Genomic DNA, 19,823 nt, shown 5'->3' on the forward strand with positions numbered 1-19,823 from the left:
CCGTTAGACAACCTAAAATAATCAAATCGTAATTCTGAAATAGCCACACCACCGTTTTCACTGCCCTTAATCCTCTCAGACTGAGTATCAGTCGACATTTCACTTTCATCACCACAAGCAATAAGTGAAATTGCCAAAGGAAAAATAACAATGATATAAAGAAATCGCTTAAAAAAACCAAGCTGAGTTGAGCTTATCGCAACATTCATAAATACACCAACTTTATCCCGCAACATCGTTATACTTTAAGCCCTCTAAGAAAAGCACCTCAACACAACTGATAATAAACAAAACAATAAAAACAATTGTATCAACTAAGTATCGATATTAACAATTAACTTATTTACCATTCTTTAAAGGCTTTGATGCTTAAATCGAAGGAACTAATTCACGAAGCTACGATCTGATCGCTACAGCCATCAATTGTCGTAGTCTCATGCCTAAGCCTCGTCATAAAACAACGAACTGGAAACATGACAACAAAGCCCTAATCAACCGCGGTTCTCTGACCTTTTGGATTGATGAGGAAGCGCGTTTTCTCATTACCATTGTGAGCACTGCAAGGTTTATGGCGAAGGTGAATGGAAGGTTAAGAAACATGGCCTTGAAGGGAAGCGTAGGTGTTGGCGTAAGCTGCATATCGACCAGATACAAGCACCCTCTCAACTTAGCAGTAGCCTGTTAGAATCTCTACGGCTCCAACAAAAAGTGGAAAAACGCTATGGCTACCATGTCTTCTCATCGAATTAAGCATCAAAGCTTGTCGTAACAACAAAAATTATTCACTTTCTTTTGTTCATCCAGCTATTGATTGCAAAGATTGATGCTTTTACTATCACTTTGCTTCTTGATGATAGCCAATCCGAGTACATCACAGCAGATTTGTGGCAAGGCGATAGAGCAACTATCCAAGAGTGACTTTGACTGCGCTTTGCGCATTTTTTGACGCTCCATGTTTCTTTGTCATCACATTGAAACATGCCTATAACTTGTTGGAGACTGGCTATGGCTGCTGCTCACTCTGTTTTAGATTTTCAATCTTATTCTGCTGGTGCTCTATCTGCACCAGAATCTCAACTTATTCAATCCTCGGTAGAGCAATTTGGCGCACCACTGCTGCTGCTAGATTGTGATATTGTTCGCCAACAATATCGTGCCCTAAACAACGCACTACCTAATGTCACTTTGCATTTTGCGCTTAAGCCACTGCCGCACCCAGCCGTTGTACAGACACTATTGGCTGAAGGAGCCAGTTTTGACTTAGCAACCAGTGGTGAAGTTGACCTAGTGGCAGAGCAAGGTGTACCAGCAGAGCGTACTATCCATACTCACCCAATCAAGCGTGACCGTGATATTCGTGACGCACTGGCGTATGGTTGCAGTGTTTTTGTTGTCGACAACATTAACGAGTTAGAAAAATTCATCGCCTACCGTGACGAAGTGGAATTGCTCGTGCGCCTGAGCTTTCGTAACTCAGAAGCATTCGCGGATCTTTCGAAGAAGTTTGGCTGTACTCCTCAACAAGCGCTAGAGCTAATTGCGCAAGCACAAGAGTGGAATATTCGTATCAAGGGGCTCTCGTTCCACGTTGGGTCACAAACCATGAATCCACAGAAATACGTTGACGCAATCGACACCTGTAATCACCTCATGGAGCAAGTTGTTGAGCATGGTTTACCTGCGTTAAGTACTCTTGACATCGGTGGCGGATTCCCTGTGAGTTATAACACTCAGGTAATGCCGATTGAACTGTTTTGCCAGCCGATCAATGCGGCTTTAAACCAACTACCAGAAACGGTTCAGGTTATTGCCGAACCAGGGCGTTTTATTGTTGCTCAAGCGATGACGGGCGTTGCATCAGTGATGGGACAAGCAGAGCGTGATGGACAGATTTGGTACTACCTAGATGATGGTATCTACGGTTCATTCAGTGGTTTGATGTTTGATGATGCTAAATACCCTCTCACGACGATAAAACAGGATGGAGAGTGGCTACCGAGTATTCTTGCAGGCCCTACATGCGATAGCATTGATGTGATTGCGGAAAACATCATGCTGCCAAAACTGAGCAATGGTGACTTAATTGTCAGCCGCATGATGGGCGCTTACACGAGTGCCACAGCAACTGACTTTAACTTCTTCAAGCGTGCACAAACCATTCTGCTCAATGAAGAAGCAACCGAGCAAGCTCGCTTGCTTGGTTAAAAACAAACAAATCCGGCGCGTAACCGATAATCCGAAATAAATAAAAAGGCCCTGCGTATCAACGCAGGGCCTTATCTATTCAGTCACTGTAATCTTTACAGCATCTTACGTGCAGCTTCAACTACCACTTTGATTGAACGAGCTTCTGCCTCTTTTAGAGTTGAATGATCCGGGATTTCTTTCTGAGTACGGTTGATGATTACACCCGCTACACAGCCAGCTTTAAGACCAGAACTTGCACACATAGTAAGAAGTGTTGCAGATTCCATTTCAAAGTTGAGAACGCCCATCTCTTGCCACTCTTTCATAGAGCCTTGGAAGCGCTTAACAACACGACCCGAGAAAGTATCGTAACGCTCTTGGCCTGGGTAGAATGTGTCACTTGATGCCGTTACGCCCATATGAACCGTAGCGCCACTTTCTTCAACCGCTGCTTTCATTGCTGTCGCAACTTCAAAGTCTGCTACCGCTGGAAATTCCATTGGAGCAAAGTGCAAACTTGCACCATCAAGACGAACAGAACCTGTAGAGACAATCATGTCACCCACGTTAACGTGTGGTTGAATTGCACCAGTCGTGCCTACGCGTAGGAAGGTACGAACGCCAAGTTGCGCTAATTCTTCAACTGCAATAGAAGTAGAAGGGCCACCAATACCAGTTGAACATACGACAACAGGCTTGCCATCAAGCTCAGCACGGTAAAGTGTGTATTCACGGTGGCTAGCAAGGAAAACTGGGTTCTCCATTTCTTCTGCAATTTTTTGAACGCGTGCTGGGTCACCAGGAATGATCGCTAATGTTGCGCCAGCGAGATCAGATTCAGTAACACCAAGGTGGAATACAGCTTGAGACATAGGGGACTCCTTATTGTGGCGAAATTTGGTTGATTAAATTTTACCATTCGCTCTATAAATTCATCGGGTACAGAACATACTGTAACCAACTACTAAGAGCTTTATAGTGATACCGATCACAACAACGATCGCAACAAAAAAGCACATTGCAAACAAAATCGTTTTCGATCACATTTTTTAGCAAATCCAATTTGTCAGTTGCATAAAAAATAGCCCTTACATCATAAATGTAAGGGCTATTTATTGTTCTATCCACTAATCGAGTTGGGACTTAAACTTTAACAATCGCAACGCATTGAGTGTCACTATCGCTGTCGCGCCACTATCAGCCAGTACCGCCACCCACAAACCCATTAAGCCGAGCAAGCTGGTAATAAGGAAGACTCCTTTTAAACCGAGTGCCAAAGCGATATTTTGACGAATTATGCCTAACGTTGATCTCGATAACTCAATCATTCCCGCAAGCTCAGTCAAGCGGTTATGAGTCAAAGCTGCATCGGCCGTTTCTAGTGCTACATCAGTACCACCCCCCATGGCAATACCAATACTTGACGCTTTCATCGCAGGAGCATCGTTAATACCGTCTCCAACCATGGCGACATTATCGACCGCCGATAGCTGTTCAACGTAACTCACCTTATCTTGTGGCAGCAGACCAGCCTGGTAGTCAATACCGATCATTGAGCTAATAGCCCGTGCACTGCGAGGGTTGTCACCCGTCAACATGATAGAGCGAACACCCAATTTTTGTAACGCTTTAACCGCTTGTGCTGAATCATCTCGCAAGGTATCTTGCCACGCAATTACCCCCATTACTCTTGCTTGATTTTCAATCGCGACCACAACGGTTTTACCTTGCTGCTCTAACCCTTCAATCTGCGTCAGCCAATTTTCACTAAGTGGAAGAGTCACTTTACTTGGTGCTGTAACCTGATATTCAACATTATCAACGACACCTCGAACGCCAACGCCAACCAAAGCTTGCTTATCTTGGGCTTCGGGAATGTCAATGCCCATGAGTTTGGCTTTGTTCACTAGAGACAACGCCAATGGATGGCTTGAGCCGACTTCAATAGCAGCTATTTTCTCCATTAAGGTCATTTCGGTCCATTCACCAAAGGCAATAAGATCGGTCACTTCTGGTTTACCTTTGGTTAAGGTACCCGTTTTATCGAAGGCGACTGTGTCGATTTTTCCAAGCTGCTCTAAAGCTGCCCCACCTTTGATCAACGCCCCACGCCTTGCTGCCGCCGCAAGCCCAGACGTAATCGCTGCCGGTGTAGATATAACCAAAGCACAGGGACAGGCAATAAGCAGTAATGCCAAACCTCGATAGACCCAAGTTTCCCAAGGTTGAGCAAACAGAAGCGGAGGCGTGATGATGACAAATAGTGACACCAACATCATCAAAGGGGTATACCAACGACTGAACTTATCCAAGAAACGTTCTAATGGTGCTTTACGCGATTCCGCCTCTTCGATGAGGTGGAGAATACGATCAATAGCGTTTTCACCCTGTTTGGAGGTAATGGTCAGTCGAACAACTTTATCCACGACAACCGCGCCAGCCATGACAGATTCATCTTGGTATCGTTCAACAGGCACAGATTCGCCTGTTAAAGCACTTTCATCGAAGCTAGCGACCTCTGCCAGTAACTTGCCATCAGCAGGAAGACGGGAACCGGGTGACACTTCAATCACATCGCCAGGAAGCAACTGACTTGCTGATACCTCAACACGTTTACCATCGATGATTTGGATTGCATTTTCAGGAACTAGCTCCATCAATGCCTGCACACCACTTCGTGCCCTTGAGGCAGCAAACGCTTCTAACCGCTCGCCAATGAGAAACAAGAGTAATACCATCGCCGCTTCGATAGTTTCCCCCAAATAGAGAGCACCAAGTGCCGCAACACTCATCAGGGTTTCAATAGCGAAAGGGGTACCCGAACGAGCAAGGGCGATCGCCTTTTTACTGATTGGATAAAGACCTGCAAGACAGGTGAAGATAAACATCCACTCACTGATGAGCGGAAATGAGGGGTTGATGAGTGCGGCGACCGCCATAGCAGAGGCTATCGCAATGATTTGACTGTTCTGAATAAATACCGACTTCCAGCCCTGTGAACGTTTTTTGTCTTCACGCGTGCTAGCGCTAGAAAATGTAAATCCGCTATCAATGACGGCTTGCTCAACTAACTGAATGACACTAGCGCTATCGGTTTTAATGATGAGCTTTTCGGTCGCAAACAGTACCTTGGCTTCAGCAACACCACTTACTCGGTTTACTGCGGTCTCAATTTTTCTTGCGCAAGATGGACAATCCATCCCTTCAATTATCCAGCTTTGAGTAAAACGTGTCGAAAGACTGGGCTCACCCTCATCTTCACTAGGGTCTGAGCCGCTGCTACAACTGTTCGAGCTGCAACAGCCCGCTTCTGTAGTTTCGACACCGGCCATTTTAATTGACGAAATATTTGGGCTAGCGCAAGAACCAGATTGGCTTGGAACTGGTGCCATTTTGATTGATTGGCATGCTTTGTGTTTTGTGCACATATGTTTATCTCCGTTCACTGTACACTCGAAGTGTAAACCTTAGAGCTAGCTCCAAGGTCAACCTTTTTCTCGATTTTGTTGTGTAACATCTGTGGTTGCGGCAACATCATCAATGAGCACAGCATCATGACTACAGAAAGGCTGGCTGTTCACACTGGTAATAGCGGGATCAGAGGTCGCATGTTCAAGACACGCCGAACGCATCAAATCATTAATATGCTTACGAAGCACCACGATGGCGATCAAACCAAAAACAACCGTGCCAAGCGCTTGACCATAAAGTACGCCCAGCGCACCAAACCACATTGCCCCCAAGTGGACAAAGGGCAGCGTCCCCAACGTTGCTTTACCAAGATTGAGAAAAACAGCACAGTAAATTGAGCGAAAACGGATGCCTGCGCCGGCCCCGACATCACGAGTATGTGACGCATGGTTGACCCCTGAACAAACTTAGCACTCTGATCGGACATACGCTTCCCTTTTGAGCTTGATGGGAAAACAACAAGAGGTGCACGTGGCACCTCTTATTATTTTCATGTTCTAACTGTTATACAGGATGTTTAAAGCAATCCTCAATATTTTTGCCTATTGCTCTGAGCACATCTCGTCGCGTAATGATGCCGACCAGTTTACCCGCGTCAATGACAGGATAGACTTTCGGACGCCCTACCTTCATCATCTCTGCCAACTCAATAATCGATGTATCAGACGTAACGGATAGCACTTCGCGATGCATACAATCTGCAACAATGTGACTGTCCTGACAGTAGTAACTCACATTAATGAGTTTATCGAGTAGATCTTGCCCAGAAAGAAAACCGATGACCTCTTTCTGTTCGTTAATAACTGGACCACCTAGATAGCGTGAATTCATTACCTTGTCGAGAGCTGCCGTCAATGACATCTCTGGGGTAAAGGTTACCGCTTGCAGGGTCATGTAGTCTTTTACTTTTAATGATTCCATCTGTGTCTCCTTGCGTGCAAGCTTTGCTGTATATTGTAATTGTTGTCTAATTTCTTGATTTTACTAAATGGAAATCAACAATTTTTGCAATAGGCTAAGTCTATTAAACCTCACGCCACCACTTACAATGCTTCTGAACATCCGTATTCGCTCGCAATCCGCCTATCAAATGCCCTGCAAATGACATGCTATGACTAGAAAGTATTTAATCCAACAACCACAGTTTCAGATCTTGCCAGAGAGACTCTTTCGCTGTTGTAATAAACAATAAAAAAGCTTCCCTAAGGAAGCTTTCATTCTCGCAACTCGCTCTGTCACTATTTCTGCTGCCAGCGTTCAGCAGCTTTGGCGTCAGAGTCTCTTGACTCGACCCAACGCGTGGTATCTGTGGTGCGTTCTTTTTTCCAAAAGGGGGCTTTGGTTTTAAGATAATCCATCACAAACTCACACGCATCGAAGGCCGCTCCACGGTGCGCGCTCGACACACCAACAAACACGATTTGATCACCGATATCCAAATCTCCAACACGGTGGATGACTCGGATATTTAAAAGTGGCCAACGTCGCTCTGCTTCATCACAGATTTCACCTAGTGCCTTTTCAGTCATACCAGGATAATGCTCGAGCGATAAGCCAGTAACATTATCGCCCAAGTTTATATCACGAACCTTACCAACAAACGTCACCACAGCACCAGCTGAAGTACCATCCGATAACGCCTGATATTCATCACTGAGAGAAAAATCTTCAAACTGAACCGATACACGACTGTCCATGTTTATCCCCCAGTAACTGGCGGGAAGAAGGCCACTTCGTCACCAGATTGAGTCGGATGATCCAAAGGTACAATCGATTGATTAACCGCGGCCAGCAGTTTACCCGGCTCCAGAGCTAAGTCCCACTTACCTTCTTGCTGAACGAGATGCGCGCGAATGGCTTCAACAGTAGCAAAGTCACCCTCTAGCTCGAGTTCATCCTTGCCAACAAGTTCACGCGTCTGTGCAAAAAAAAGAACTTTAATCATTGTTCCACCTTAAAGTGACCCGATTTGCCACCTGTTTTTTCCAGTAAGCGAACCTGTCCAATGACCATGTCTTTCTGCACCGCTTTACACATGTCGTAAATCGTCAGTGCCGCGACAGATGCAGCAGTCAACGCTTCCATCTCAACGCCAGTTTTGCCTGACAACTTACATACAGATTCAATTCGTACCATATTTTCTGCTTCAATCGCTTCTAGCTGTACTTCAACCTTAGAAAGCAATAGAGGGTGGCACAGTGGAATAAGATCCCACGTTTTCTTCGCTGCTTGAATCCCTGCGATTCGCGCCGTAGCAAATACATCACCTTTATGATGTTGACCAGAGACAATCAGCTCTAGAGTTTCAGCGGCCATGTGGACAAAAGCTTCTGCACGAGCTTCACGCACTGTTTCTGCCTTAGCCGATACATCAACCATGTTTGCTTCACCGGAAGCGTTAATATGAGTCAACTCGCTCATTGTTCGCTCCAAAAATTATACCGATAGGTGAGGCATAAAGTTACAAGGACGGTGGCTAGCATCTAGCTGCTGCTTGATGATCTTAGTCCAACCCGTGCGGCAAGCGCCTGTCGAACCAGGCATCGCAAAAATAACCGTGTGGTTAGCAAAACCGGCGATCGCGCGTGATTGAATGGTTGACGTGCCAATCTCTTCGTATGAAACCATACGGAACAATTCACCAAAGCCTTCAACTTCTTTGTCGAATAATGGCTTCAGTGCTTCTGGTGTACTGTCACGAGAAGTAAAGCCTGTACCACCAGTAATCATAATCGCTTGAACATTTTCATCCGCAATCCACTGTGAAACGATAGCGCGGATTTTGTACATATCATCGATAACAATCTGCTTATCAACCACGTTATGACCTGCTTCTTTAGCGTTTTCAGCTAAGAAGCCGCCTGACGTATCGTTTTCTTCAGTACGAGTATCTGAAACGGTTAAAACTGCAATGTTTGCTGGTTGGAATTTGCTTTCTGCGTGACCCATTTGTTCACCTATATTTTTCAAAGTAATGTTCGCACCCTGCTGTCACTGAAGTGCGTTATATGTTTGTTGATGTGTATTAGCCGCCAATTGAGGCCAAGTGCGGAGTCATACCTGAATTTCCATCGTGAAGGAAGTGGCTGACCGACTTGGTTTGCAGCTGTGCTTGAATTCGTTCAATTAGCTCGTTTTCTTGCGTATCTTGCTGAAGCAAGTCGCGTAACTCGATGCCATGATCACCAAATAGACACAAGTGAAGCTTACCCGTTGCCGATACTCGCAAACGATTACAGCTTTCACAGAAATCTTTTTCATACGGCATAATCAAGCCGATTTCGCCTTGGTAATCAGGGTGGACAAAGACTTGCGCCGGACCATCGTTTTTATCACGGACTTTAAGTAACCAACCATTTGCAATCAGTTGATTACGAATCGCAACGCCTGAAACATGGTGGCGCTTAAATAATTCATCCATTTCACCGGTTTTCATTAATTCGATAAAACGTAATTGAATCGGTCTGTCTTTAATCCAGTTTAGAAAGGCAGGTAACTCGTGAGCATTGAGATCTTTCATCAACACAACATTTACTTTGACCTGCTCATAGCCCACTTCAAACGCTCGATCAATTCCTGCCATAACCTGAGTGAACTTGTTCTCACCTGTGATCTGATGAAACATACGAGGATCTAAGCTATCAACACTCACATTGACGTGAGTAAGACCAGCTTGCTTCCATTCAGCGACCTGCTTCTCCATACGATAGCCATTGGTCGTAGTTGCAACTTTTTGAATACCGTCAGTCGAGGCGATGGTATGAATTATGTCGGTGAAATCTTTGCGTAAGCTCGGCTCACCACCAGTGATACGAACTTTTGACGTGCCACAATCAGAAAACGCGCGTACGACACGCTTAATCTCTGGTAAGGCTAGAAAAGACGAGTTTTTTTGCCCGGAAGGTTGATAACCATCAGGCAGGCAGTATGTGCATTTAAAGTTACAGACATCTGTAACAGAAAGACGCAAGTAGTAAAACTTGCGATGAAATCTATCTTCGAATTGTTGCGCCACGGAACACCTTTCCAAACACGGGAGGCATAATCATTTCCAATTATGCCCTTGTGACAACGCGCCACTGGCTCAAAACGCTTATTCAGTATGAACTTAGCTTTGTGAGCTCGGAGTTATGGCAACTACCCCTATATCGGGTAGTAGCTTTACATTAAAATACTTAATAATTGTACGTGATTCTACCCTCTAAACGAAAAAATCATGCTTAGAGCCCAAATTACCTATTATTGAGTATTTGATGTTAATGCAATAATCTAAATTGTAGTTGATTATGAATAAAATAGAAGCTCAGCATGACAGTTTACGCTAGCAAGAAAGTCGTCGCAGTCGGTGGAGGCCATGGCCTTGGTCGCATGCTTGCGGCGCTAAAGGATTTTGGCAGCAACGCCACGGGTATCGTCGCAACCACAGATAATGGTGGTTCGACAGGACGGATCCGCCATTGTCAGGGAGGGATAGCTTGGGGTGATACACGTAACTGTATCAACCAGTTGATTACCGACCCTTCCATCAGTTCAATGATGTTTGAATATCGATTTAAAGGCGCAGGCGAACTCGATGGCCATAATCTCGGCAACCTGATGCTGACGGCACTTGACAACCTTTCCGTTCGTCCATTAGACGCCACAAATCTTATACGCAATATGCTGAAAGTCGATGTGAATATCATTCCTATGTCGGAACATCCTTCAGATCTAAAGGCATTGGCACCGAACGGGCGTTGGGTGACCGGAGAAACCAGTGTTGACGAGATGCCGGATAAACTTCTCAGGCTGGATTTGGAACCCGAAGTACCCGCCACAAAAGAAGGTGTTATCGCACTCGAACAGGCCGATGCTATTATTCTCGGCCCAGGTAGCTTTTTGACCAGTATCATGCCGCCATTACTGCTGCCGGAGATTGGTCGTGCTATTGCCAATAACCGTAAGGCAAAATTGATCTTCGTAGAAAACCTCTCTGCCGAACATGGCCCTGCAGGAAAAATGACACTTCAAGAGAAGCTCGAATGGTGTGAGCGCTCATGCCAAGGTCGACGAATTGACGTAGTGCTGGGTGAAGAGCCTCATCCAGAACTTGAAGAGTGGAACTGCGTCACGACGCCGTTAGCATCACCAAACCGTGATTGGCGCCATGATCGAAGCAAACTCCAGCAAGCGATAGAGTACTTACTGTGTGAGTAATTGTTGGTATCTCTGCTCAGTTTGATTGAGCAGAGATAGCATTTTGTCTTTGTGATCAGCGAGCTCAAGCGTCGCGCCCGTCTTTCCTCGCGCATCAAGTTCAATCGAGTAAGCACACAACGCTTCTGCCCCAAAACTTGCGGCGCTGCTCTTTAAAGCGTGGCTGATTTCCTTGAGATACGCCTGCAGCCCTTCCCCTTCTTGTTGAGATAAGGTCTCAATATACATAGCAAGCTCGTTCAAAAATATCTCTAGCAACACTGGCACGTTTTCAGGGCCAATCTCACTCGCCAGCCTGTCAATCTTACTTTGGTTCAAAATATCCACTATTGCACTTCCTTCGCGTTCCAAGCCTGTAGCTTACGGTAGATAGTCGACGGACTGACATCTAAATAGCCAGCGGCTTTGGGAATATTGCCATCACACGCTTTAATGGCTTGCTCTATCGCACTTTTCTCGGTCAACCATAGAGGGAAGATATCTTGTACCGAGACCGTTTCGCTTTGCGCTAATGGGACTCTAATCTCATTGGTCGCAGGCTTATTCAACGGTGGTGGCAACATCTCTAACAATATTTCCCTGCCGTTGTTGAGCACTACAACGTTGCGCAATACGTTCTGTAACTGACGCACGTTACCAGGCCATTCGTAGCGAGCAAAACGTTCAACAACATCCGGTGCTAACCGGACAAAATCTTTCCCCTCTTCCTTAGACATAAAGCCCAATAGAGAGTACGCAATCTCAATGATATCATCACCACGTTCTCTCAAAGGAGGTAGATGAAGTGGGATAACGTAGAGGCGGTAGTACAAGTCTTCGCGAAAACGCCCTTCCTCCACCTCTTTCCAAGGGTCGCGGTTCGTTGCGCATACAAAACGTACATCGACACTTTTCATCTTAGAGGATCCGACCTTTTGGAAGGTACCTGTCTGGATGAATCTCAACAGTTTCGTTTGCAACTCTAGATCCATCTCACACAACTCATCGAGGAATAGCGTACCACCATCTGCCAACTCAGCTGCACCTTGTCGGTCAGTCGCGGCACCAGTAAATGCCCCTTTAACATGACCAAACAACTCACTTTCAATCAGATCTTTCGGGATTGCAGCACAGTTAATCGCTATAAAAGGTTTATCCCCACGTTTGCTTGTCGCGTGAATCGCTTCTGCACACACTTCTTTACCGGTGCCACTTTCGCCAGTTATAAAGATGCTCGCCTTACTCGCCGCTGCGGAATCTATGGTTCGATAGACCGCTTGCATGGTTTGGCTACTGCCAATAAAACCTTGATAACCTTGGCTTGAAAGACTGTCACCTTCGTTCTTTAACTTATTCGCTTTGCGTAAAGCATTGTTCACGGTGACACGCAAACGGTCCGCTTCACAGGGCTTAATCAAAAAATCCTGAGCGCCATGGCGCATTGCTTCAACCGCAGTATCAATTGAACCGTGTGCAGTCATAAAGATAACTGGAACATCTGGGTTCTTCTCTTTGACCGCATGAAGTACATCCATGCCTGTCATATCAGGCAAACGTAGGTCAAGAAGGATCAAATCAGGGGTTCGAAAGTTGAGACTTTCGATAGCATCACGCCCAGTGCCGACGATGTTGATGTCGATCTGAAGTGGAGTAAGATAAGAGCGGTAGAGTGCAGCCACGGAAGCCGTATCCTCTACCATAAGCAGATATTTTGATTTTTGTGTTTGAGTGTTATGTTGCATAACCTAGCCAATGGTTTGTTTGCATCTTGTATAATCATTGCATTGCGCTTTGCAATTTGCAATTCAAATACCCATAAATGCCCTATTTGAGCGAAATATGGCTCATTTTGACCGCAAAAATTTTGGCACACTATATGCTATCAATTTCAATGACCCTAACGGGTCACCTAGCCAACTGACGTTGTTAGTGAATTTTATATTCACAAATTACAGCCAATAGATTAAAGATTTCTATTGGCTATTTTTTTAGTCCTGCACCAACCAATTAGCTGTTAGTAATAAACTTTTGTCTTAACCGATCTATCTGATCACGCTTCTCCGCCGCCAGTTCAAACTCCAGATCTTGAGCATGTTGATACATCTGCGCTTCAAGCTTCGCGATCTCTTTATCAAGCTGCTGAGGTGTCATTACATCGTAGCTTTGTGAGGACTCAGCCACTTTAGACAACGGCACGGTTTTGCTCACTCGCTGCTTCTTGCTCTTAGCAATATCACCCAGTTCCATAATGTCTTTGACATTACGCTTAAGCGCTTGAGGCTCAATACCCATTTTCTGGTTGTACTCTTGCTGCTTCTCTCGACGACGGTTGGTCTCATCCACCGCCTTTTCCATCGATTTAGTGATCCGGTCCGCATACAAAATCGCTTTGCCAGCAACATTTCGCGCTGCACGACCTATGGTCTGAATCAGTGAGCGCTCGGAGCGTAAGAAGCCTTCTTTATCCGCATCTAAAATCGCCACTAAAGAGACTTCAGGCATATCAAGACCTTCTCGCAATAAGTTGATACCGACAAGCACATCAAACTCACCAAGACGTAAATCACGAATGATTTCTACCCGTTCTACAGTATCAATATCTGAGTGAAGGTAGCGAACCTTTACATCATGCTCAGTGAGGTACTCTGTGAGATCCTCAGCCATACGTTTAGTTAACGTCGTCACAAGTACTCGTTCATCCTTGGCCGAACGAATACGAATTTCTGAGAGAAGATCATCAACCTGAGTTGCAACCGGACGAACCTCCAACTCGGGATCAAGCAAACCCGTTGGACGCACTACCTGATCGGCCACTTCGCCATCCGACTTCTCTAGCTCATAGTTACCAGGAGTCGCAGAAACAAAGATAGTTTGGGGAGCCAAAGATTCAAACTCTTCGAACTTCAGTGGGCGGTTGTCCAGTGCGGAAGGTAAACGAAAGCCAAATTCCACCAGCGTTTCTTTTCTAGAGCGATCACCTTTAAACATTGCGCCTATTTGCGGCACAGTCACATGGGACTCATCAATGATGAGCAGGCCATCGTGAGGTAAGTAGTCAAAGAGCGTCGGAGGCGGCTCACCTTCTTTGCGGCCACTAAGATAACGGGAATAGTTTTCGATACCTGAGCAAAACCCAAGCTCATTCATCATCTCAATGTCAAATTGGGTACGCTGGGAAATACGCTGCTCTTCTAGCAATTTATTATTTTCTAGTAAATATTTTTTGCGCCCCTCCAGCTCGACCTTAATCTCTTCGATGGCATCAAGAATTCGATCTCTCGGCGTAACATAGTGGGTTTTGGGATAGATGGTATATCGCGCTAAGTCACGTTGCTTGATCGCCCCAGTAAGCGGGTCGAAGACACTGATACAGTCAATCTCGTCATCAAACATCTCGATACGCACTGCGTCCTGATCCGATTCTGCTGGAAAAATATCAATCACTTCCCCACGGACTCGAAACTGACCTCGCTCAAATGCGACATCATTACGACTGTACTGAAGCTCCGCTAAACGACGCAGGATATCCCTCTGATCCATCATGTCTCCACGACGAATGTGAAGCATCATCTTTAGATAAGACTCAGGATCACCCAAACCATAGATCGCAGAGACTGATGCTACAATAATGGCATCTTTACGCTCTAACAGCGCTTTTGTTGCTGAGAGACGCATCTGCTCAATATGAGCATTGACGGAAGCATCTTTTTCAATAAACGTATCTGTCGTTGGAACGTAAGCCTCTGGCTGGTAATAATCGTAGTAAGAGACAAAGAACTCAACAGCATTGTTAGGGAAAAAGGATTTCATTTCACCATACAACTGGGCGGCCAGCGTTTTATTCGGAGCAAGTAAAATAGCGGGACGTTGCGCCGTCGCAATAACATTAGCTAACGTAAATGTCTTACCCGACCCTGTCACACCCAGCAAAGTTTGGTGAGCTAAACCCGCATCTAGCCCATCTAGCAACTGGCTGATCGCAGTCGGCTGATCACCAGAAGGCTGATAATCAGACACTAAATCAAATACTTTACTCATGACGCATCTCTGTCCTTGGCTGAGGGAAGGCTTCTATTGTGTCTGTATATATATACAGACTCAAGAGCCGATTATAAAATTAATCGCTGTTTTGCTTAAAGTCGTACCTTATGGCTAGATCATTCACTTCAATCCTGATATTATTCTTCGCCCTGCTAGAGATCTCCCTCTAAAAACCCCGAATAAATACTCACAGCTTATTCACATTTTTCGTTATTTTTGCATTCAATCCACAATTACAGCCAAGATTTTCACGTCAGTAATCTAAGTGAATAAATTCTAAAAATCCTTATTTAGCAAGCGATTAGATCCCGTGTTCTTTGAGTATCAATTCCATCAAGTTTGCATAAATCTGACTTACTCAAATTTAACACACACACTTACCCACAATTTTGGTGGATAAGTAAATATAGCCCTTGGTGGATAAGGGCTACAGAAAAGTAAAGACTTTTTTCTACATTTTAATTCACTTATTTTGCCGTTTGATAGTTGACACCTGAATAGGTGCTCGCTAACATTCGCAGCGCAAAATGCAAATCCCCCTTAGTTCAGTTGGTAGAACGGCGGACTGTTAATCCGTATGTCGCAGGTTCGAGTCCCGCAGGGGGAGCCAAATTCAAGAAGAAAGACGTCCTAGGACGTCTTTTTTTGTATCTAAACTTAGATATTTCAAGGAATTGCGTTCTCTTAACGTCTTTTCCTGACTCGTACTGGCTTAGAAGTTTAGCTACACAAATAGGTACATTGTCCGTATGTTCCAATTTACGGTTTGCCAATCATGGCAAGAACAACTAAATCTTTAACAGATAAACAAATCTCTAACGCTAAACCACAAAATAAAGAGTACACACTCTTCGATGGTAACGGTCTTCGTCTACGTGTAAAACCAAACGGTACAAAGACGTGGCTATTCAACTATACACGTCCACACAACGGTAAACGCGCTAACATGACGTTTGGTAGTTACCCTAGCCTTTCCCTTAATAATGCCAGAAAGAAGGCTCTAGGCGCGATAGAAACGCTACAAGCTGGCATTGATCCTCAAGTCAAACTCAAGAACCAACAAACGATAGAGCAAGCTCGATGTTTTCTAAGCTGCCTGTGCGGCAGTGAACGACAACATCGCTGTTAAGTTCATTATCAAAAATTTCTAAGCTGCCTGTGTGGCAGTGAACGTGTTTTCTTCGCCCCTGGTATCGTCATAAGCTTTCTAGGCTGCCTGTGCGGCAGTGAACCTACGCCGATGGATAACGCAGGAACGCGAAAGTTTCTAAGCTGCCTGTGCGGCAGTGAACGAGTGGATGTCCCTACAATCCACTTAATGCTTTTTCTAAGCTGCCTGTGCGGCAGTGAACTTCGATTAAAGCGATTACAAGCAAATTTTGATTTTCTAAGCTGCCTGTGCGGCAGTGAACAAAGCATCTTTCCGAGCGTAAAAACAGTATTCTTTCTAAGCTGCCTGTGCGGCAGTGAACCATTATTCATATTCTGAATTTTTGCGATGACGTTTCTAAGCTGCCTGTGCGGCAGTGAACTTTTGGGCGAGTGTTTAATGGAACTCGAAATGTTTCTAAGCTGCCTGTGCGGCAGTGAACCTCAGCCAGCTTCCAATCTTCTGCGGTTACAGTTTCTAAGCTGCCTGTGCGGCAGTGAACAAAAGCTTTTTTTCTGTTCACTGTTCCAGATCTTTCTAAGCTGCCTGTGCGGCAGTGAACCGAGTAAAATACTCAAAACCCATCTGGAGAATTTTCTAAGCTGCCTGTGCGGCAGTGAACAGCAATCTTAACCGCCTTGAATGTTCGATATGTTTCTAAGCTGCCTGTGCGGCAGTGAACGTCATAAGCTCAAAGGTAACCGCTGTATTCACTTTCTAAGCTGCCTGTGCGGCAGTGAACGTACCGAAAAGCCGACTCATATTTTTGTGCCATTTCTAAGCTGCCTGTGCGGCAGTGAACACGAACGGACTGTTTTAGATGCACACGCTAACTTTCTAAGCTGCCTGTGCGGCAGTGAACGAGTTGATTGTTAAGCAGGACTTAAACCCAACTTTCTAAGCTGCCTGTGCGGCAGTGAACACCAGCGCAATGCCACTCCGAGTGTTAATCCTTTTCTAAGCTGCCTGTGCGGCAGTGAACAATTTACCAAAGCTAATAAAGCAGCAGCGCTGTTTCTAAGCTGCCTGTGCGGCAGTGAACGCATCGGCAATGGCGCGAACGTCTGCCAATTTTTTCTAAGCTGCCTGTGCGGCAGTGAACTTTCGCCTGCCACCCTGAGTCAGATTTTAAATTTTCTAAGCTGCCTGTGCGGCAGTGAACTTGGGCTGATGTATTACCGATGCCCTGAATGTTTTCTAAGCTGCCTGTGCGGCAGTGAACCGTTGCCACTAATGCTAAGGCGATTGCTCGCTTTTCTAAGCTGCCTGTGCGGCAGTGAACTGGGTAATATCAGGGTGGGCTCTGGCGGCTCTTTTCTAAGCTGCCTGTGCGGCAGTGAACAATAAAGCCCCTGCCATGCGCAATATTGGGGTTTTCTAAGCTGCCTGTGCGGCAGTGAACTATATGACGATGAAACGGCACGAATCGTATTATTTCTAAGCTGCCTGTGCGGCAGTGAACAGTATTGCTGCATTAGACGTATCGGATACAGATTTCTAAGCTGCCTGTGCGGCAGTGAACTTCGGAGATGATTACAGCTTAGGTCTTTTCAATTTCTAAGCTGCCTGTGCGGCAGTGAACTATTTATAGTCAATTTGATGGTGACCTTTTCTTTTCTAAGCTGCCTGTGCGGCAGTGAACTTTGTTTCGATAAGGCAATATTAAGCTTATCCTTTCTAAGCTGCCTGTGCGGCAGTGAACCAATTTGATGGGGAGCTTTTCTGGCATATAGTTTTCTAAGCTGCCTGTGCGGCAGTGAACTCGGATAAGAAAGAAATAAACAACTCCTCTTTTTTCTAAGCTGCCTGTGCGGCAGTGAACGACTATCTTGGTTCTATGGTTTACTCTCTGAATTTCTAAGCTGCCTGTGCGGCAGTGAACATCAAAGAGTATAACAATAAGCAATCCTTAGCTTTCTAAGCTGCCTGTGCGGCAGTGAACTAATTGTACTCAAAGCCTCTGCACGGTCTTCTTTTCTAAGCTGCCTGTGCGGCAGTGAACGTTACAGAAAGCTTTAAACAAGGTATCTTTGTTTTCTAAGCTGCCTGTGCGGCAGTGAACACCATTACAAGAGTTATCGGATAGACTATCTTTTTCTAAGCTGCCTGTGCGGCAGTGAACTCAAAGACTAAGGTTTTCTCATACCCTGGTAATTTCTAAGCTGCCTGTGCGGCAGTGAACTTCATCACTGACGAAACTATCCTTCCTGTTATTTTCTAAGCTGCCTGTGCGGCAGTGAACAGGGATGCTCTGAAACGTTTCGTTTATCTCTTTTTCTAAGCTGCCTGTGCGGCAGTGAACGGCAATACAGACAAACCATTACAAGAGTTATCTTTCTAAGCTGCCTGTGCGGCAGTGAACAAAGACAGATAGCTGCTGCGTGGTTCTCTGTTTTTCTAAGCTGCCTGTGCGGCAGTGAACGGGATACTAGCCAGTAATAAACCCTGGTATGATTTCTAAGCTGCCTGTGCGGCAGTGAACACTAGGACAAATTATCGATATTGTTAACGGAGTTTCTAAGCTGCCTGTGCGGCAGTGAACAAACAAAGGAATGTGATATTTCATCCTGCTTTTTTCTAAGCTGCCTGTGCGGCAGTGAACTTCATCACTGACGAAACTATCCTTTTTGTTATTTTCTAAGCTGCCTGTGCGGCAGTGAACACGATTAAGTTTAATCTGTTCTTCAGTTGGGATTTCTAAGCTGCCTGTGCGGCAGTGAACTAAGTCATCAGCTTGATCCTTAGTCAGCCACATTTCTAAGCTGCCTGTGCGGCAGTGAACTTATCAAATACGTGAAACATAACACCGTTAAATTTCTAAGCTGCCTGTGCGGCAGTGAACTAGTTGGCGACGATTCACTTTTCCACCTTTACTTTCTAAGCTGCCTGTGCGGCAGTGAACCAATACAGCTAGTAAGACTGATGGTCAAATAATTTCTAAGCTGCCTGTGCGGCAGTGAACACTAGGACAAATTATCGATATTGTTAACGGAATTTCTAAGCTGCCTGTGCGGCAGTGAACAGGGATGCTCTGAAATGTTTCGTTTATTTCTTTTTCTAAGCTGCCTGTGCGGCAGTGAACAATCTTTTTGTGAAGAGTATGCAGGTGTTGACTTTCTAAGCTGCCTGTGCGGCAGTGAACCTAGTGGTATTATGAAATTCATTGCCCCACAATTTCTAAGCTGCCTGTGCGGCAGTGAACTTATTATGTAATATGTAATGTGTATGTCGAGCTTTCTAAGCTGCCTGTGCGGCAGTGAACAAGCTTTATATATTCAAACTGGGCAAAGTGTATTTCTAAGCTGCCTGTGCGGCAGTGAACGTTATATGGTTAAGTGGTGGAAACTGTATATATTTCTAAGCTGCCTGTGCGGCAGTGAACGAGGTTATATATTGCAGAAACAATTATTATCCTTTCTAAGCTGCCTGTGCGGCAGTGAACGAAGACCTAGAAAGTCAGATTGAAGATTTAGATTTCTAAGCTGCCTGTGCGGCAGTGAACAATATGGATTTATCGAAACGAAATAAGCAGAGTTTCTAAGCTGCCTGTGCGGCAGTGAACGGATTAAATGATTACTGTGACAGCAAGGATGTTTTCTAAGCTGCCTGTGCGGCAGTGAACATCAAAGAGTATAACAATAAGCAATCCTTAGCTTTCTAAGCTGCCTGTGCGGCAGTGAACTTATTGGAGTGTTTTGGCTGGCCTATAAGAACTTTCTAAGCTGCCTGTGCGGCAGTGAACGCCTTTTTTAATAATTCTTCTAGCTCATCTAGTTTCTAAGCTGCCTGTGCGGCAGTG

The 19,823-nt window shown here is 45.2% G+C and carries 14 protein-coding genes, 1 tRNA gene, 3 pseudogenes, 1 CRISPR repeat array and 1 riboswitch (1 of these 20 running past the window's edge); of the genes and pseudogenes, 5 read left to right on the top strand and 13 right to left on the bottom strand.

Features of this window, described 5'->3' with window-relative positions:
• The coding region (locus QTN94_RS10305; protein WP_331427589.1) for a hypothetical protein at positions 1-236 on the bottom strand (236 nt) is incomplete at its 3' end.
• A gap of 200 nt (positions 237-436) precedes the next feature.
• Here QTN94_RS10305 and QTN94_RS10310 point away from each other — a divergent pair.
• A pseudogene (locus tag QTN94_RS10310) lies at positions 437-642 on the top strand (hypothetical protein); the annotation flags it as partial.
• A gap of 363 nt (positions 643-1,005) precedes the next feature.
• On the top strand, positions 1,006-2,205 hold the full coding sequence (locus QTN94_RS10315; protein ID WP_331427590.1) for a type III PLP-dependent enzyme: 1,200 nt from the start codon (positions 1,006-1,008) through the stop codon (positions 2,203-2,205).
• Between the two features lie 95 nt (positions 2,206-2,300).
• Here the strand turns inward: QTN94_RS10315 and udp are convergent, their stop codons facing one another.
• The 9 genes and pseudogenes from udp to moaA form a co-directional block, all read right to left on the bottom strand.
• Positions 2,301-3,059: a uridine phosphorylase gene (gene udp / locus QTN94_RS10320; protein WP_331427591.1), complete on the bottom strand. Its 759-nt coding sequence runs from the start codon at positions 3,057-3,059 to the stop codon at positions 2,301-2,303.
• 255 nt (positions 3,060-3,314) lie between these two features.
• The gene (locus QTN94_RS10325) at positions 3,315-5,615 is read right to left on the bottom strand and encodes a zinc/cadmium/mercury/lead-transporting ATPase (protein ID WP_331427592.1); all 2,301 of its coding nucleotides are present in this window, start codon (positions 5,613-5,615) and stop codon (positions 3,315-3,317) included.
• 57 nt (positions 5,616-5,672) lie between these two features.
• Positions 5,673-5,975: pseudogene (locus QTN94_RS10330) on the bottom strand (MATE family efflux transporter); the annotation flags it as partial.
• A gap of 187 nt (positions 5,976-6,162) precedes the next feature.
• On the bottom strand, positions 6,163-6,579 hold the full coding sequence (locus QTN94_RS10335; RefSeq protein WP_138973601.1) for a CBS domain-containing protein: 417 nt from the start codon (positions 6,577-6,579) through the stop codon (positions 6,163-6,165).
• Between the two features lie 317 nt (positions 6,580-6,896).
• Positions 6,897-7,355 (bottom strand): molybdopterin synthase catalytic subunit MoaE, encoded by a 459-nt coding sequence (gene moaE / locus QTN94_RS10340; protein WP_138973602.1) that lies wholly within the window; start codon positions 7,353-7,355, stop codon positions 6,897-6,899.
• Positions 7,356-7,357: 2 nt separating this feature from the next.
• Positions 7,358-7,603 (bottom strand): molybdopterin synthase sulfur carrier subunit, encoded by a 246-nt coding sequence (moaD, locus tag QTN94_RS10345; protein WP_331417375.1) that lies wholly within the window; start codon positions 7,601-7,603, stop codon positions 7,358-7,360.
• Positions 7,600-8,079, bottom strand: a complete 480-nt coding sequence (moaC, locus tag QTN94_RS10350; protein ID WP_331427593.1) for a cyclic pyranopterin monophosphate synthase MoaC — start codon at positions 8,077-8,079, stop codon at positions 7,600-7,602. The genes moaD and moaC overlap by 4 nt, the downstream gene beginning before the upstream one ends.
• A gap of 15 nt (positions 8,080-8,094) precedes the next feature.
• Positions 8,095-8,607 carry a molybdenum cofactor biosynthesis protein B gene (moaB, locus tag QTN94_RS10355; RefSeq protein ID WP_331427594.1) on the bottom strand — a complete coding sequence of 171 codons (513 nt, stop codon included), beginning with the start codon at positions 8,605-8,607 and terminating at the stop codon, positions 8,095-8,097.
• Positions 8,608-8,683: 76 nt separating this feature from the next.
• Positions 8,684-9,673, bottom strand: coding sequence for a GTP 3',8-cyclase MoaA (moaA, locus tag QTN94_RS10360; RefSeq protein WP_331427595.1), 990 nt, complete (start codon positions 9,671-9,673; stop codon positions 8,684-8,686).
• A riboswitch (molybdenum cofactor riboswitch) is annotated at positions 9,662-9,798 on the bottom strand. It overlaps the preceding gene by 12 nt.
• A gap of 168 nt (positions 9,799-9,966) precedes the next feature.
• On the opposite strand from moaA, the gene QTN94_RS10365 reads away from it, so the two are divergent.
• A complete protein-coding gene (locus QTN94_RS10365) occupies positions 9,967-10,854 on the top strand; it encodes a YvcK family protein (protein ID WP_331427597.1) in 888 nt (295 codons plus the stop codon).
• Here QTN94_RS10365 and luxU read toward each other — a convergent pair.
• From luxU to uvrB, 3 genes are all read right to left on the bottom strand, one after another.
• On the bottom strand, positions 10,840-11,181 hold the full coding sequence (gene luxU, locus QTN94_RS10370; RefSeq protein ID WP_138973608.1) for a quorum-sensing phosphorelay protein LuxU: 342 nt from the start codon (positions 11,179-11,181) through the stop codon (positions 10,840-10,842). The two genes, QTN94_RS10365 and luxU, sit on opposite strands and share 15 nt — an antisense overlap.
• Entirely contained in the window at positions 11,181-12,575 is a 1,395-nt protein-coding gene (gene luxO / locus QTN94_RS10375; RefSeq protein ID WP_331427598.1) for a quorum-sensing sigma-54 dependent transcriptional regulator LuxO, read from the bottom strand. The genes luxU and luxO overlap by 1 nt, the downstream gene beginning before the upstream one ends.
• A 265-nt stretch (positions 12,576-12,840) precedes the next feature.
• A complete protein-coding gene (gene uvrB, locus QTN94_RS10380; RefSeq protein WP_331427599.1) occupies positions 12,841-14,871 on the bottom strand; it encodes an excinuclease ABC subunit UvrB in 2,031 nt (676 codons plus the stop codon).
• A gap of 537 nt (positions 14,872-15,408) precedes the next feature.
• Here uvrB and QTN94_RS10385 point away from each other — a divergent pair.
• Both QTN94_RS10385 and QTN94_RS10390 read left to right on the top strand, forming a co-directional pair.
• Positions 15,409-15,484 (top strand) — tRNA-Asn (locus tag QTN94_RS10385).
• Positions 15,485-15,649: 165 nt separating this feature from the next.
• Positions 15,650-15,919: pseudogene (locus QTN94_RS10390) on the top strand (Arm DNA-binding domain-containing protein); the annotation flags it as partial.
• A 39-nt stretch (positions 15,920-15,958) separates the two neighbouring features.
• Positions 15,959-19,823: a CRISPR direct-repeat array (repeat unit 28 nt; unit sequence TTTCTAAGCTGCCTGTGCGGCAGTGAAC) (it continues 303 nt past the right edge of the window).

This window comes from Vibrio sp. M250220 (assembly GCF_036533795.1).
Taxonomy (GTDB): domain Bacteria; phylum Pseudomonadota; class Gammaproteobacteria; order Enterobacterales; family Vibrionaceae; genus Vibrio.